The 15,280-nt window shown below is 63.5% G+C and carries 15 protein-coding genes; 1 reads left to right on the forward strand and 14 read right to left on the reverse strand.

Translation table 11 applies throughout. The annotated features are described in order from the left end of the window. Positions 1–27: 27 nt before the first annotated feature. The 11 genes from DQ353_RS00185 to DQ353_RS00245 form a co-directional block, all read right to left on the reverse strand. Complete coding sequence (locus tag DQ353_RS00185) at positions 28–4,467, reverse strand: phage tail tape measure protein (protein WP_113760795.1); 4,440 nt, start codon at positions 4,465–4,467, stop codon at positions 28–30. 608 nt (positions 4,468–5,075) lie between these two features. Next, positions 5,076–5,732, reverse strand: a complete 657-nt coding sequence (locus DQ353_RS00200; RefSeq protein WP_113760798.1) for a hypothetical protein — start codon at positions 5,730–5,732, stop codon at positions 5,076–5,078. A 104-nt stretch (positions 5,733–5,836) separates the two neighbouring features. Further along, complete coding sequence (locus DQ353_RS00205; RefSeq protein ID WP_113760799.1) at positions 5,837–6,358, reverse strand: phage tail tube protein; 522 nt, start codon at positions 6,356–6,358, stop codon at positions 5,837–5,839. 2 nt (positions 6,359–6,360) lie between these two features. Then, positions 6,361–6,573 (reverse strand): hypothetical protein, encoded by a 213-nt coding sequence (locus DQ353_RS00210; protein WP_113760800.1) that lies wholly within the window; start codon positions 6,571–6,573, stop codon positions 6,361–6,363. Between the two features lie 10 nt (positions 6,574–6,583). After that, a complete protein-coding gene (locus DQ353_RS00215) occupies positions 6,584–7,015 on the reverse strand; it encodes a hypothetical protein (RefSeq protein ID WP_146755159.1) in 432 nt (143 codons plus the stop codon). Further along, complete coding sequence (locus DQ353_RS00220; protein ID WP_113760802.1) at positions 7,015–7,359, reverse strand: HK97-gp10 family putative phage morphogenesis protein; 345 nt, start codon at positions 7,357–7,359, stop codon at positions 7,015–7,017. Before DQ353_RS00220 ends, DQ353_RS00215 begins: the two co-directional genes overlap by 1 nt. A gap of 38 nt (positions 7,360–7,397) precedes the next feature. Next, positions 7,398–7,826 carry a DUF6093 family protein gene (locus tag DQ353_RS00225; RefSeq protein WP_113760803.1) on the reverse strand — a complete coding sequence of 143 codons (429 nt, stop codon included), beginning with the start codon at positions 7,824–7,826 and terminating at the stop codon, positions 7,398–7,400. Then, positions 7,823–8,206: a hypothetical protein gene (locus tag DQ353_RS00230; RefSeq protein ID WP_113760804.1), complete on the reverse strand. Its 384-nt coding sequence runs from the start codon at positions 8,204–8,206 to the stop codon at positions 7,823–7,825. Before DQ353_RS00230 ends, DQ353_RS00225 begins: the two co-directional genes overlap by 4 nt. Before the next feature lie 86 nt (positions 8,207–8,292). Continuing rightward, complete coding sequence (locus DQ353_RS00235) at positions 8,293–9,369, reverse strand: phage major capsid protein (protein WP_113760805.1); 1,077 nt, start codon at positions 9,367–9,369, stop codon at positions 8,293–8,295. Between the two features lie 13 nt (positions 9,370–9,382). After that, a complete protein-coding gene (locus tag DQ353_RS00240) occupies positions 9,383–9,733 on the reverse strand; it encodes a DUF2190 family protein (protein WP_113760806.1) in 351 nt (116 codons plus the stop codon). 2 nt (positions 9,734–9,735) lie between these two features. Continuing rightward, entirely contained in the window at positions 9,736–10,944 is a 1,209-nt protein-coding gene (locus DQ353_RS00245; protein WP_113760807.1) for a hypothetical protein, read from the reverse strand. Between the two features lie 23 nt (positions 10,945–10,967). On the opposite strand from DQ353_RS00245, the gene DQ353_RS00250 reads away from it, so the two are divergent. Next, positions 10,968–11,135: a 3-oxoacyl-ACP reductase gene (locus DQ353_RS00250; RefSeq protein WP_146755160.1), complete on the forward strand. Its 168-nt coding sequence runs from the start codon at positions 10,968–10,970 to the stop codon at positions 11,133–11,135. Here the strand turns inward: DQ353_RS00250 and DQ353_RS00255 are convergent. The 3 genes from DQ353_RS00255 to terL are packed head-to-tail and all read right to left on the reverse strand — an operon-like array spanning position 11,115 to position 15,228. After that, positions 11,115–12,167: a phage minor head protein gene (locus DQ353_RS00255; RefSeq protein ID WP_113761212.1), complete on the reverse strand. Its 1,053-nt coding sequence runs from the start codon at positions 12,165–12,167 to the stop codon at positions 11,115–11,117. The genes DQ353_RS00250 and DQ353_RS00255 overlap by 21 nt on opposite strands. Before the next feature lie 15 nt (positions 12,168–12,182). Further along, a complete protein-coding gene (locus DQ353_RS00260; protein WP_146755161.1) occupies positions 12,183–13,745 on the reverse strand; it encodes a hypothetical protein in 1,563 nt (520 codons plus the stop codon). 16 nt (positions 13,746–13,761) lie between these two features. After that, positions 13,762–15,228, reverse strand: a complete 1,467-nt coding sequence (gene terL / locus DQ353_RS00265) for a phage terminase large subunit (RefSeq protein ID WP_113760810.1) — start codon at positions 15,226–15,228, stop codon at positions 13,762–13,764. Between the last annotated feature and the right edge of the window lie 52 nt (positions 15,229–15,280).

Consider the following 15,280-nt stretch of genomic DNA (forward strand, 5'->3'; position numbering starts at 1 on the left):
GCCACGAATGGCCCGCCACGCGGTTAGTTAGCGCCTACGCGCCTGCTGGTTAGCTGCCTGCATCACGCCGTAGAACTTCCGGCCGTCGATGCTGACGATGGGCTGGTAGCTGGCAATGGCTCCGGCCACCGCATTGGCGATGGCCTGGGTGTCCACGCCGCCACCATGTGCGGGCTGTGCGGCGTACCGTGCGACCTCAGCCGATGGCGGCACCGAGAACGCGGGAGCCTCGGCAAGCATGCCCATGGCACCCTGCACGTCGCCGACCTTGGACAGGATGCCCAGCTCGGCACCCTCGCCCACGTTCACGCCAGCACCGAACATCACCCGCGAAGGTGACTTGATGCCGAGCGAGCGCTTGAAAGCCTTCTCAGCGTTCTTGCCCAGCTTGTAGAACGCCGACTCGACGCCCTTCGTCTTGGACTCAAGGCCGCGCACCAGCCCATCAGCAGCGTCTAGGCCACCCTTGTACATGGATTCAGTGACGTACTGCCCGGCCTTGCCAGATGCGCTATCCAATCGCTTGTACGCGCCATTGATGTTCTGCTTCTCCTTGCCCGATGCAGACAACAGAACCGACGCAACTTGCAACCCCTCGTCAACGCCTAGACCAGCAACCTCCTGGATGATCGCCTCCCCGTACCCCATTTTTCGGAGCAGCTTCAACCGCCATGCGAAGTTTTCAATCCGTTTAGCCATTTTGTTGGCGGACACAGAAATGCTCTTCGCGGTGAACGGGTTCGACCCAAGGTCCTGCTTGGTGTTCGACAGCATCCCCGACAAGCTGAACTCACCACGTAGCCCGCCTGCCACCGAATCGCGCACAGAGCGCAGCTCGTCGGCCTTCGACTTTGCGTTGTCCAGAGCTGTGGTGAGCTCGTCGGAATACTTCGTCAGCCGTGTGAGTGACTTCTCTAGGGCATTCGCATCACGGGCTAGACCGCGACGCTTGCCCATCGAGTAGTCCTTGTTTCGTGACGCATCCCAGAGCCTGTCAACCTGCCCCAGCCCCGAACCACTGGTGAACGCGTCCGTGATGTTTCCACGGCGCAGGTCGGTGCGCAGATCCCGGCGTGACTCGGCAAGACGCTGCCGTGCCTCGGCGTCCTTCTTCGCCGCATCAGTGGAAGCCTTTGAAGACTTCTTGACCGCAGCAAGCTCAGCCTTCGCCGCATCGTACTGGTCCTTTGCTGCCAGCTTACGGAGACGATTGGCTTTGTCGCCCGAGATGCGATCGTAAGCACGCTTCGTGCTCGTGACCTTCTTCTCAGCAGCACCAACACGACCACCGTCGGCAAGGCCATCCAGGCGCACAGTCGCACCATCGTTGATCGCCTTGAGCAGAGGGTAGTTCTCGCTAGTGGCTTTCTCGTTGACGACCATCTCACCCGAGCGCAACCCGAACGGTTTCCCGCCAACTGTCGCCAGCACGTTGTCACCCTGCGAGTTCAACGGGACCTGGCCAGGCACCAACCCGCCGCCGGCAAGCCCGTTGATCAACTGACCAACAAGCCCGCCAGTGTAACCGCCACGAGTTGGCCCACCCCGGCCGCCCGGCAAAGCTGGTGGCCGGTCGCCTGAGTAGACGGACTTGATGTGGATCTGCGCGTAGCCATCCTTGACGCTGTTGATAGCCTGCTGCACCCAGGAGAGCCCCGACTCGGTCACGTTGACGTTGGCCGCTCCATCCTTGACGTTGTTGATGCCGCCTTGAATGATGCTGATTGTGCCGTCGTCGCGCACAAGGATCTTTGCGTCCCCATCGGTGACGCCGTCGATCTTGCCTTGCGTGGTGAGGACGGTTCCCTCGTCAGTGACTTCGATGCCGACGGTCTGGCCCTTGATGGCAGCGATCTGCTCCTTAGTGAGCTTCGCGGTGCCATCGTCAGTAACCAAGGCCTTAATTTTCAGGTCCTTGGGCATCTGCAGGAGCTGCCCGGTGATCCGCTCGGCGGCGGCTGTTGCCTGGTCGTCGACCCACGCGGCAATGGTGACATCCTTGGGAATGTCCAGTGCCTTGCGGACCAGCGCGTCGGCTTTCTCGCCCATGATCCCGAAGCCTTCAGCGGACTTGATGCCCGCATCGTAGGTGGCCTGGTACTGGGCGACCACATCCTTCTGTGACTTGGAGGTGTCGGCTGCGTACGTTTGGGCGACTGCGATGCCTTCTTGCAGTTTGCCTTGGAAGAGCTGCAGGCCCTCGTAGCCGGCGTCGGTATTCTTGTTGAAGTCGGTCTTGCCCTTGTTGAGTACGGCTCCCATCTTGCCTTGCGAGTCCGTGATCTTCTTGATTTCACCGTCCATGTCCCGCAGGCCCTTGGCCCACTGGAACGCGGCATCCTTGGACGACATCATGGCGAGGCCAGAGTTGAACAGGTAGTCGGTGAAAGCACCCAAGCTTGCAACGGAACCGTCCGCGGCCACGCCAATGTCAGCGAGGGCTTCGGCCATTTCCTTGGACGGGGCAAAGGCACCCGAAGCACCAGCGCCGAGGGCTTCGAGCCCGCCGCCAGCGTTGGCTGCCTCAGCAGCAACACCACTGAGCGCGTCAGCATAGCCGGGGAACATGGCCTTGGCCTCTTCGACCGTGCGGCCCTGCTCCACGAACTTAGCCGCGATCCCATCAAACGCGGTCTTGGCACCTTCAACGTTCCCGGATCCGACAAGGTCAGCGAGGGACTGGTCGATGCGCCCGAAAGCGTCTTGGGTCATCGCGAGGGAGCCCTTGATGCCAGTGAAGAAAGTGACCGCACCTTCGCCCCAGTCGTTGAACTTCTGTCCGGAGGTCTTGTTGAATGTCCGATCGATGGCTGTTCCTAGGCTGTCGATGTCGTCGGTTAGCCCGGCACCATCCTTGTTCTTGAACAGGTCATCGAGCGCATCCGTTGCATCCGGTGCATTGTTGATGATCTTCGCCATAGCCAGGTCGACGCGGCCCATGCCCTCGTCGATCTTGGACATGTAGGAGGCTTCGGCCAGCTTTGCAATGGCCACAGTGACGGCACCGATGGCTACAGCGGCGCCGGCGAACTTCGCGAACTTCTTCGCGACACCGGGCGCAGCGTTCCCGAACTTCTCCATCTTGCCGGTCAGCCCCGGGAACTCGAGACCAAGGGCCTTAAGTCCACCAATGGTGGACGTGAACGAGCCAACCATTTTCATTCCGACGCCAGCGACGAGCGCGCCGACACCAACGAATCCGGTCAAGACGGTCAGGGCCCCGGCGATGGGTGCGGGGATCTTCGCGAATGCTGTAGCGATCCCTGCGCCAGCCTCAGCGACACCAGCGACTACGGGCAGCATGACGCCACCGAATGTGATGGCAGAGTCTTGGATGCTGGAGAAAGCGGCCTTGATCTTCGACTCGGTCGTGCTGTACCGCTGGTCGGCTTCCTTCATCAGGGCAGAGTTCTCGCCCCAAGCCTCAGCGCCAAGGTTCAAGGAATCCGTGAGCAGGTCACCAGAGCTGGCCAGAGCCAACATGACCTGAGTTTCCTCAGTGCCCTTGATGCCCATGTCCTTGAGCGTCTTGGTGACGTTGCCGCCGGACTGGTTCACACCATCGATACCCTTGGACACCAGTGCTAGGGCAGCTACCGGGTCTTCGCGGAACTTGGCTGAGAACTCGTCCGCTGTTACGCCAGCGGTTTCGGCAAAGGTTTCGAGTGAGTCTCCGCCTTCATCGACAGCGGAACGCATCTTGAGCAGGACGCGGGACGCCACGCCGCCGCCCATCTCGGCACGGATGCCCATGGACGCGAGCGTGCTGGACAGTGCGAGCACGTCGGTCTCGGATGCCTTGATGGTGGCACCGGCGCCGGCGATGCGCTGCGCCATGGACAAGATTTCAGCTTCGGTGGATGCGCCGTTGTTGCCCAGGGCGACCAGTGCGGAGCCGAACCGTTCGACACCTTCGGTGCCTTCTCGCTTCATGGTGCCCATGACGTTGGAAATTTGGGCGATGTTTGTTGCTGCTTCCTCAGCGGTCAGGTTCGTGGTTTCGCCGAGGTCAATCATGGTCTTCGTGAAGCCGACGACGTCACCGGTCTTGACGCCCAGCTGTCCGGCAGCCTCGGCTACGGCAGCGATCTCGGTGTGGGTGGACGGGAGGGTGCGCGCAAGGTTGCGCAGGCCTCCTTCAACCTCTGCCAGCTGCTTCGGGGTGCCGTCAACGGTCTTCTTGACACCGGTCCAGGCAGACTCCCAGTCGATCGCAGCCTTCGTCACCAAGGCGACGCCACCAGCTGCAGCAACACCACCAGCGACAAGGCCGGTGGAGACCTGCCCCCACGCCTTTTCGTGCATGCCAGCGACGCGGCCAAGCTTGCCAATGCTGGAGCTGGCCTTCGTGCTGGCTGCTTCGGTTTCCGCTGCGGCCTTGCGTGCGGCGCCAGCGGCGACCATCATGTCACGCTTGAACGAACCGATCTCGGCCTTGATGCGTACTGTAACGTCACGAGTTGCCAACGCATGGCCTCCAATATTCAGTTTTCAGCACCCGACATGGGATGCTTGCGGAATGACAAACACGAGCGGGAATGTGCAGCGCAAGCGCGGCCACAACACGATAATGACCGGACTCGCGATGCTCGTTATGGGCATCGCTGTAGCGCTAGTTGGCGGCTATAGTGATGCGCCAGGCCTGCAGGGGTTCGCGATCCTTGTAGCCATCGCCGGACTCGTCACCTTGCTCGTGGGTGTTGGCCGACGCCGGGAAACCCCTGCCAGCTAATCCGCGTAGGTGTCCACCGAGTACATGATCTGACCCGGGTACGTCGTGCGTCCGGTGTCGTTTCGAGCAGACTCAAAAGCGGCACACCCATGACAGATCGCGTCATCACGAATTTCGATGCGACCCACGTTCTCGTCACCCCGAACCATTGAGTGCGGCAACCCGCACCCCTTGCATAGGCTGTTCAGGTACCCCGTGTACGCGATCTGCATGATCCGGTCACGGTCGTTGTACTTCCCGTCTTGCTCCCGCACGCCCAAAAGCACGGTCACGGGAATGACGCACGCCCGCGCTGTCTCCACCAAATCCAGCAGGTGACGCCAGCGCGGACGAGCAAGGGCCTCTACGATTTTGGGACGGTCACCAACGGCACATCATCGGAGGATGCGATTACGGCGTCAGCAATGAGACCCATCTGAGCATCACCAAGGACGGTGAGCATGCGCTCCACCTGATCCCGGTTGATCGATGCCCACTCACCGCTGATGCGGGTCTTCGCGGCCATCGCGATCTTCCGGACGCGTAGTTCTCGGGAGATGACCGCATTGGTTTTCTCGTTGGCACCGGTTCGCGCCAACTGGTTGATGTCGGCGGGCGCGGTGATGTCCATGAGCTTCGCGGTGATCTTCGCTTCGCGGCGCCCTTCGGCTGCGGCTGCCTCAATCTCCGGGGCGAGGTCCTTGCGGATCTGGTCCAGGATTTCCTGCTCTTCGTTGTAGGTGATGGCGGAGACCCGGAACTCACGCTTGGACGCGTAGATCTGTGCTTCGAACTCTGCGATCTTTGCGTCGAGTTCCGTGTTCGGGTCTGTGTCGCCGCCCAGGGATGCGTCTGCTTCGTCCGGCGCCTTGTAGGGGATCCGCTGCTTTTCGAGCTGTTCGATTTCGGCCATGAGGTCGAGGCGGGCGAAGAGGGTGACGTGGTGGGTGGTGCGTTCGCCGCCGGCCAGCCATGCGTCGAAGTCGAGTTCGCTGGTGGGGGTGTTCTGGTTTTCAGTCATGGTCAGACTCCATTGCTTTGGGGGTCGTCAGACTCGGTGGTGGTGGTGCCGTGGCGGGGCGGAGTCTGACGTACGCCCCGCCACGGGGTCTTGGGGTGGGCAGGCTAGACGCCTGCGGACACCTTGGCGCGGGGCTCGAAAGCGCCCGGCGCAAAGCCCTGCGTGAACTTCTCGTAGCCCGCAGTGGACGGCGACATCGGCACCGGCGACAAGGTCAGGCCCTGCATAATGGCGACCTCGTCGCCCGCCTTGTACGGCATGTCCTCAGGGTTCTCGCCTTCCAGCACCTGGCCGATGCGCTCCACGAGGTGGCCGGGGATGCCCTTCTCGGTGAAGGTCGTCCAAGCGAGGTCGTCGATGGTGTCCTTGAATCGGAACATGTCGAACTTCGCTTCGAAGGTGTCCATGCCCGGGACGCCGGCCTCGATGCGGTCGCATGGGGACGGGTCGGTGACGATGTTGGTGCCAGTGACACCGAACTGGTAGTTCGCGACGGTGACGCGGCAGGTCAGGTTGACGCCCGCGTTCAGTTCGGAGGCCTTCGGGTTCTTGAGGTCTGCGATGGTCGGCACCCAATCAAGGCGGCGGTTCGCGGTGTTCAGCATCTTGGGGCCAAGGGCTACCATGATCAGTTACCTGCTTTCTGGGAAGGGGTTTCTACGAGGTTGGGAAAGCGGCCGTCGAGCCACGTCTCGGGGACGGTGCGGCGGACGACCTGCTTGGTCTTGGCGTCCATGACGCGGACCTTCTTGCGCGGGTCGTAGACGCGGTCGGGCTTGGCGGGTTCGGTCACAGGGTCCACCGGCTTGGCGGGCTCGGTGACCTGTTTCTGGGTTGCCACGGTGGGCCTCCTAATTGGTGATGAGCCGCCACGGGAGCGGCAGGTAAGCCCGGGCCGGAGTGACCTGGGTGTCGGTGAGGGGTCGAGCGACCCGGAATGCATCAGGGTCGGGCATGAGGTAGCCGCCACCGATGCGCAGGTTGGTGAGCGCTGCGGTGACTTGCTGGGCAGCGAGGCGACACGTGCGTGCGTCGGGGCCGACCACCGTTGTCTGTGGGGACCAATCAGCGACCGTGAGGTCCACCAGCCCGGTTAGGTCGCGTTCGGCTGGCAGATCAGCGCCCAGCCCCGCGAAGAACGCAATGTAGGGGCGGATGTAGATGCCGCCTGCATCCGTTGGAACCTTCGTCGGGACGATGCCGTCATAAACGCGGGCGCCGATGTCCGGCAGGGACCGCAGCTTGGCCAGCAAAAGATCCGCGAGAACGTTTGGGTCAACCACTAGAGCGCACCACCAATGATTTGAGCCATCGCGTCAGAGAACGCGGGCGTGTGCTTGTCCGCAGCCGGGCCCATGAACGGTTGCGCGGCCATGCGGCTGGTCCCCACCTCGAGGTAGACCGCATAGTTTGCGGTGGCCCTGACCTCAGCCTCGAGCGGGCCCACGTCCTGGGTGCCTATGCTGCTCTTCAAGTTGCCGGTATCCACCGGCGCCAACACCTTGGCGGTGCCCTCGATGTCCTTGGCGGTCTTGCGGACCACCTTTGATGCGAGCGGGATCGCCTTGGACGGAACCTTTTGCAGGTCCGCGGCCAGCTGGAACATCTGGGATGCATCAAATTCCATGACGACCTCCGGGGCAGAAGAAAAGCCCCGCCGGTCGGCTAGGGCTGTTGCTGGGTTTGGTTTTCCCAGGCGATGAAGTCGTTTTCCCAGAGCAGGGATCCGGCCATGGATTGTTTGAGGTTGAACGTGCGGCCGGTGGTGGCCACGATGTCGCCGCGTTCCCCGGTGTAGAGCTGGGGGAGTGGGACGCCTTCACGGTTCTCGAAAGGCAGGGCCAGTAGGTATTGGCGGAGCTCGGTCGGCTGGTCGCCAGGGATTACGCTGTTTTCGCGTTTGAGTTCCTGCAGGCGGCACATGCCCGTCCACACGATGACCTCATTCGACCAGCCGTCGGGCAGCGGGTACGGGGCCGGGCCCTCCTGAATGCGCCGGATCGTGCACGCGGCCGTCATCGTTTGCACGGCGACGGGGCGGTGATGCTCGGCCCAGTTCGATGGGAAGACCATGGCGTTGGGGAGGGGGCTCATAGCCGCCATTCCTCGGCCTCGGCGCTACGGGATCCGCAGAAAGGGATGATTTCGAAGAAGCTGTCCGCTTCGGCATCGGCCTGGTCGGCCTTGCCGCGGAGGGTTGCGGCTTGCTTGCGCAGCTCCGCGGCGACTGCCGGCCCGTCGGTGGAAAGGTCCTGTGTGCGGATCTTCTTCGACGTGAGCACTTCGCTGGTCGCGATCGCATCCAAGGCGTCGGCGGCGGCCCGCCAGATGCCGGGGCGGGTGATGCTTTCCGGGGTGCCGTCGTAGTCGTGGAGGCTGAGGTAGCCCTCGAGTACGGGATCGGACATGAGCGGTGGATCGCCTAGGTCGGCGATCAGGAGGCGCGTCTGGCCTACGGGCGTGGTGTAGTCCATGCGGACCTCCTATGAAGTTTGGGGGTGGCGCGCCCGGCCAACCATTAACCGAGAGTTAAGAGTTGGACAGGCGCGCCGGGGTTGGGCTAGGCGCCCTTGGAGCCGTACACTGCCTCGGTGAAGCCCTTGGCCGCGCCGGTGACGTGGCGGCCACGGAACTGGATCGTGTCGTCCTGGATCGAGCCCTCGGTGACAGCGACAGCGCCTCCGCCGACGCGTTCGCCCTGGTCACGCTTCACGCGGATGTCCACGTTCTCGTGGCCGATCAGGCCGGTCTTCACGACGGCCGGGTTCGACGTGCTCTTACCCGGGAGCAGGGCCCAGCTGGTGTTCTTCGTCGCGGCACCGTTCTGATTCACGAACTCGCGGGACACCTGCAGCTCGATCTGGCCGCGGAACGGATTCGACTCTTCGGTCTCCGTGATGTTGCCGGCGCCGTCGTCGACCTTGCGCACGATCTTCTCCGCGTTCAGGATCTGACGAGCGCGGATGGCCAGGCCGGGACCCACGACCAGAACGATGGTGCTGATGTCCACCAGTTCCTTGCGGTGGTTCTCCTTGACCGACAGGCCTTCGATGGCTGCGATCAGGTTTTCGGAGGTCAGCGGCTTGGTGTCGACCGAGCCGAAGAAGCTGGTGTTCAGGCCGGACTTGCCGACGAGCACCTCGTAGACCTTCTTGTTCTCCGTGTTGACCGCGGCGTTGCCGAGGACCTTCGGGAAGTCGGCAAGGTCGGAGAAGTCGCGGGACAGCTGCAGCTCCCAGGTGAGGTTGAAGAACTTGCCGGTCTTGCCGGTCTTGATCTCAACATCGGTTTCGGCCAGCTTGCCGCCCTTGTACTCTTCGCCTTCCTTCACGTCCTCGAAGTACTCGTTGCCGAACAGGTCGACGAGCTTCTTGGGGCGGAAGTCGGAGAGGTTCTTCGGGAGGGCGAAGAGCTCGTATTCCTTGACTGCGTCCTTCTGGGCAGTCATGGCCTCCTTCTCGAAAGCGGCGCCGAGCAGCTTCGGGAAGTCGCTGGTGGTGAGCGCTTCCATGAGGACGGTCTGGCGGGCGAAGTTGGCCGGGTTGCGACCTTCGCCGAACAGTAGTGCGGCTTCGTAGACGCGCTCGTCCAGGGTGGGTGCAGCGCGGAAACCTTCAGTTGCGAGAGTTGTTGCCATGGTGGTGGTCTCCTTACGCGCCGACGGCGGTCTGAGTGGTGTAGCCGATGGGGGCTACTTCTACGGGGCCCGCAGCGGCGGTCTTGGTGCCCAGCGCGATGCCGAACAGGTAGTTGCCGGCGGCGGTGGTGTTCAGCACCCCTGCGTCGGTGATGTACACGGGCAGGCCTTCGGTGGCCAGGGCACCGGTGACGGTGAGGTCCCACGATGCGTCGAGCCAGATGGTGACCTTCTCACCGGATTTGGCGGCGATCTGTGCGACGCCGCAGATGCTGCCGACGCGGACCGGGGCACCGGATGCCACGTCGTAGGGTGCGGTGACGCTGATGTGCAGGGCGTTGGTGTAGCGCTGGTTCGTGGCCATGGTTAGGCAGCCTTCCCGTGAAGTGCGGAGACGATGCTCTCGCTGGTGATGGTCTTACCGGATTCGGTGACCTTCGCGGTTTCGCCGAGGCCGCGGGGGGTGCCGGCGCCCTGGTCGACTGCGATCTTGGCCGCGGCTTCGGTCGCGTCGGTGCGCAGCTTCTCCGGGTCAAACTCAGCCGACTCAGCGAGCAGGGCCGCGGACGTGAGGAAGAATGCCGGGGCGTCAGCACCGAATGCTTCCTTGACGATGCTTTCGGCGTTGGTCTTGCGGGCGGTCTTGGCTTCCTCGGCGCGGGCTGCGCGTTCGGTGGCCAGTTCAGCTTCGGCCGTGGTGGCCCGGCTGGCGGCCTCGCGGAGGTCCGCGAGTTCCTTGTCATCAATGGTTGCCATGGTGGCTTCCTCCTGATTTTTGGTTTCCCCAGCCGGGACCGGCGGGGTGGTCTTGGATTCCGCCGCGGGTGCGGCGGTGATGGGGACGTACTTGGTTTCGATGCGGACCTCGATGGGCTCACCGGTCAGCGCAGCGGTGTTACCGGAGAGCGTGTAGCCCTGCTCGTAGGTGCGCATGGTGTCATCGTCGCCGTCGGCCTCGAACCAGACGTTGGTGTCGTCGAAGTCGCGGACCCAGGCCCACCGGTCTTTGTCTGCTCGCACGGCGGCCTGCAGCCATTCGCGGGTGTCGTTGGAGGTCGCCTCGGACACGATGGACCGCGCCGCCACGACCCGGGCAGCCTCGAGCACTTCGCTGATCTTCCCGCCCCGCCCGGCAACCGTCACCAGGTCAACACGGTTGAACGGCGAGGGATGAAGCTTCTCGACGATGCGGCCCGATTTGGACTCAGTGATTTCGGCGCTGGCCACAATGGACGACCCAATGAATTCCTTGAACTCTTCGATGAAGTCGCGCCAGGCGGAACTGATCAGCGCCTCGGCGACGAGTGCCCCCTCGTCGTCGACGTAGGCGTCCTCGAGCAGGACCCCGACGAGGTTGCGCAGGTTGCCTTCGGGGCGTTCCATGCGTTCGAGGGGAGTGTCGTGGTTGATGTGGGACTGGGTGCCGCGGGGGAACACCTTGTCGGCTGCGGCCTCGGCGAGGACCTCGGGGGAGTAGGTGCCGCTGGCCCCTTCGCCTGGGGTGATGAGCGTGAGCAGGATGCGGCCGGGGCCGGTGCGGGTCGCGGTGGCTGCTTCTTTGATCAGAGTCGACATCGCGACCTCCTATGATGTGGGGTATGGCTATTGATGACGCGAACGACAACGCGGGCGTGCCTGGGGAGTGCCCGGAGCACGAGTGGAAGGTCCACGGCATCTACCTGCGCGGTACTGGCGCGTCCATGTCCGTGGAATGCAAGTGGTGCGGGGCGATCCAGTACGAGCCGTCACTGTCCGACGGGACGTAGGTCTTTCACGGGGACGTTCGTCATGGAGTCCCGCCACCCGGGGGTTTCAACCCGCCGGGTGAGGTCATCCCATCCAATTTCCCCGTCTCGGAGCATCTGAGCTTTCGCCTTGCCCATGATCTGGTCTTGGGAGTCGTCGGTGAGGTTGTCGAACCAGGCGCGAGCGTCTGGCGTGGCGTCCTCGGGTTCCTCGATGCCGTCAAAGCCGAGCTCTTTCCACGACAAGGTCTTGTCCACGCGTGCGCAGCGGCCTTGGTGGTGGTCGATGGGTCCGAACTCGTCCACGGGGTGGAAGCTGCCGTGGTTCGATAGGCAGGATGGGCACGTGCGGGCGTCCAGGGACGCGGACCAGACCCATCCGGTGAGTAAGTCCTTGTTCTGCTGCGCGGCGGTCAGAGCGCCTTGCCTGTGCGCGTCGAGCAATTCCGTCCTGGCGATGGTGGCCGCCCGGGTGAGCCCACCATTGAACTCGCCCTCGGCGCCGCGGAGGATGCGGCGGGCCGTGGTGCGCGGGTTGTCGCCCACGGCGATGGCCCTTACCAACTCCCGCTTCATCATTCGCTCAACGTCCGCGGGGATCGGCAGGGATGAGGCGTGGATCTGCTCTGTGGAGCGCAGCACGATGCCGTCCAGTGCGGTCTTGGACACCGCATCGAAGTTGACGGCCACGCCGGCAGCGGCCGGCGGCATTTGCGACCGGGCCACAGCAAGGTGCGTGTCCGCGGCATCAAGCACAGCGGATGCCAGGTCGTTGGTGACGGTGACACGTGTCTGTGCGGCGAGTTCGTCCAGTGTGGTTCGAGCCTGCCGTAATGCATCCTTGAGACGCTTCGCCTTGGCGACCTTGGCGTAGGGGACGCGGGTCTTGCCGTCACCGATGACCTCGAGCAGGGCTTCGTGGAACTCCGGCCCGAGGGAGTCCCAGGCGTCTACCCATGCGCGGGTGATCACGACGATCTGTTCGTCGGACATGGCGCGCAGGCGGCGTTTGGTGTCGGCGGCGATCAGCAGGGTTTCATCCGTGATCGCCACCAAGCACCTCTTTTCCTACTGCAGCACGCTTGCCGGGTCTTCGCCGCGCCGGAATGCGTCCGCGGCAGCTTGGCCCGCGGTCACGGTCGGGTCGATGAAGTTGCCGTCGTCGTCCTTCATTTCCTCGAGCCATTCGTCGACGTCGCGGACCTTGAGGGCCCGCATTATCAGTTCGGCGATGAGCAGCGGCGGGACATGCCCGTTAGCCGCGGTGAGGGCGTCCATGATGACGTCGAGCGGGATCTCTTCAAGGTCCGGGTACGTGATCGTCAGTGTGCGGTCCTGCGGCCGTGGAAGCTTGACGCGGATCCGGTCCCCGTCGCGCTCCAAGCTGCCCTTGAGCGGGCCACGGGGCGCGAGGACGGCTTGGTCGATGACGTAGCCGAGGATCTGCCGGCGCGCTTCCCGCCACACTTCCTGCCGGGACTGCATTTCGAGCCGTGTAGGCCGGTCCAGGGTCTCAGCAACCGCCCGCGCCCCAGTAGATCCTGGGTCGGACAGCAGCATCGTCACCGGCAAGCCCAGCGCGGAGGCGACCATCGCGGCCAGCGGCTTCGCGGATTCCGAATTGATCGTCACACCGGACTTCGGCATGGCTTCAAGTTTGCTGTCCGCGGTGCTGTTCACGATGGACCCGGCAGGCATGTTGCCCAGAGCGGCGAGCTGCTGCCGCTTCGCCTGGGCGTCGGACTTCTTGCCGCTCACACTCTGCCATGCGATCCGCGATACGGACTTCATGTGCAGGGCCCAGTCCTCAAGGAATTCCTTGAAACCCCTCGCCCACGGCAGGGCGGCGTAAGCGTCACCGATGCCGAACTTCCACCCGTTCAAGGCGTTCACCTTGACGTGGAAGATCGGGGCATCCCACATGACCTCGATGCGTTCCGTTGATCCAGCGTGCTGGATGAACTTGGGGCGCGCCAAAGGCCGGTACGTGATGTCCGGGTAGTACGCCTTCCGCTGCACTTCGCGGCCGCTGCCGTCAACTTCCACCCACGCCCGCAGGTAGTACCAGGTGGTGGTCTTGTCGCCCGGCTTCGTGACCTTGTCCTCTACCTCGTCAAAGTCGATCAGGCGAGGATTCACACGGCCCGTGAGCGGATTGGTGAAGAGGGAGAAGAATACGTTGCCGTCGGTGGTCAGTGACGTTTCGTTCCGTTCCTGCGCTTGAGCGCCGGCGAAAACCTCGCGGACCTCGGGATCGTCCAGCCACTCTTGGATCAGCCCGTTGACGTCCTGAGATCCTTCGGCGCCGTCTCCGGTCGCTGTCGTCCCGACACCCTGCCCGTGCACGTAGGCGACGCGCAGGGCGTTGCCGCGCTTGAGCAAAGGGTTCGCGATAACAAACACCCGGGAGAGTTCCGCGGACGTCTTCAAGCCTTGGCGGGAGAACTCCTGGGCCGCGTCCTGGGTGATTTTCTGCCACCCGACGTCTTCCCGCGCCATGATCAGCGCGGAATACGATTCCGTCAGTTCCTCGAGGCGATGCCCCAGCGTCTCCACCGTGCCCGCAACGACCAGTTCCTTGCCTTCCGGCACCGCGGCCTCGCGGAGGCCCATGCGTTCAAGTAATCCCACAAGGGCCTCCAAAGCGTTAGTAGGGGGAAAGGCTCCACCCTTGTTCGTCGATCAGGTCGTACTCCGTCGGCTGCACGATCGTGTCCCCGGCGGCGAGCAGCGGCATGAGCAACAGCCGGTTGATCGCCTGGCTGAATGCGTCGAGCTGGTCGTCGTTCGCGCCGGATGGGAAGGACAACGCTTCTTGCAGGAACGTTTCCACCCACGGACACAGGCGGGTGGAGGGTAGCTGCACGTTGCCAGCCCATGCCAAGGGGGACACCGCGCTGATGCGGGCGTACTTGCTGCCTTCGGGCTCAATGGGCACGAGCCCGACAACCTTGCCTTGCAGGGCATTCATGATTGCAGGACCATTGGCCTTGTCCTCGCAGAATTTCGCGATCGCTTGCGGCCACTTCGCGGACATGGCGATCAACGCTTCGCATGATTCGTTGAAGTTCATCCGGCGCCGCACCTGATCCAAAAGGTAGGCTGTGTTCCCCACGCGCAGCCACACTTGCCCGACGACGTAGTCGCTCGTGTTCTCGCCCTTGAATGCGAAGTCCCACGACTGCACGAGCTCGTGGTCATCGCGGCCAATGCCAGGTACCGTGTGGACGCCAGAATGGTCGACGAGCCAGAGGGGTTGGTCGTAGTGGGTCCATTCGGTGGGGAGGACGCCGCCTTCGTCGAGGGTCGGATTCCCTTGGTAGAGGGACTGCCAGACCTTCGGGCCGACGGAGACTTTGATCTGCTCCCACTGTGCGGGTGTGCGTTGCCGGGCTGATTCGAGCCATTCCCCGGGCTGCCGGTTGAGCGGGTCGTCTTCGACGGCTTCGGCAGGGATGTTCAGGACCGTCCACCGGTGCGCGTCTTCCCCGGCCAGCAGGCGGCCGGCCAGGTCGTCGGCGTGCCAGCGGGTGAGTACGAGGATGACGGGAGCGCCGGGAGCAAGACGGGTGATACCGACGGACTGCCAGAACCCCCAGGCTTGTTCGCGGTAGGTTTTGGAGTTCGCTTGCTCAAGGTTGCTGATGGGGTCATCGATGAAGAGGGCGTCTACGGCACGGCCGGTGAGGCCACCGCGGATGCCGACAGAGCGGACACCGCCCTTGTTGCCTTCGAGCTTCCACCGTCGGGCGGCACCGTTGTCGCGTGCCACCTGCAGGCCAAGATCCAGGCTGCCGTCGTCGCCGTCATTGTTGGCGATGTGGTTGCGGATGTTCCGGCCGAATTCGTCGGCGAGGTCTTGGGCGTAGGAGACGATGGCGATGCGGCGGTCAGGGTTTCGGGTGAGGAACCAGAGCGGGCCGATGGTCGTTACCCGGGTGCTCTTTCCTTCCTGCGGGGGCAGGTTGATGATCAGCCGGTCAATCTCACCGGCCTCTACCTTGACCAGGTACTCGTCTATGAGGTCAAGGGCCGGGGTCTGCAGGGTCGTCGGCTCGATAGCCTTGGCGAGCTGGCCAGGGGTTTCCCAGTCGTGCTCGGCGACCTCAAACATGCGGGCTGCGTATTCCGCCCAGTCCACTACCAAGTCGTGCCCCCTCAGGCTA

The sequence above is a fragment of the Arthrobacter sp. AQ5-05 genome, assembly GCF_003287975.1.
Classification (GTDB): Bacteria; Actinomycetota; Actinomycetes; order Actinomycetales; family Micrococcaceae; genus Paeniglutamicibacter.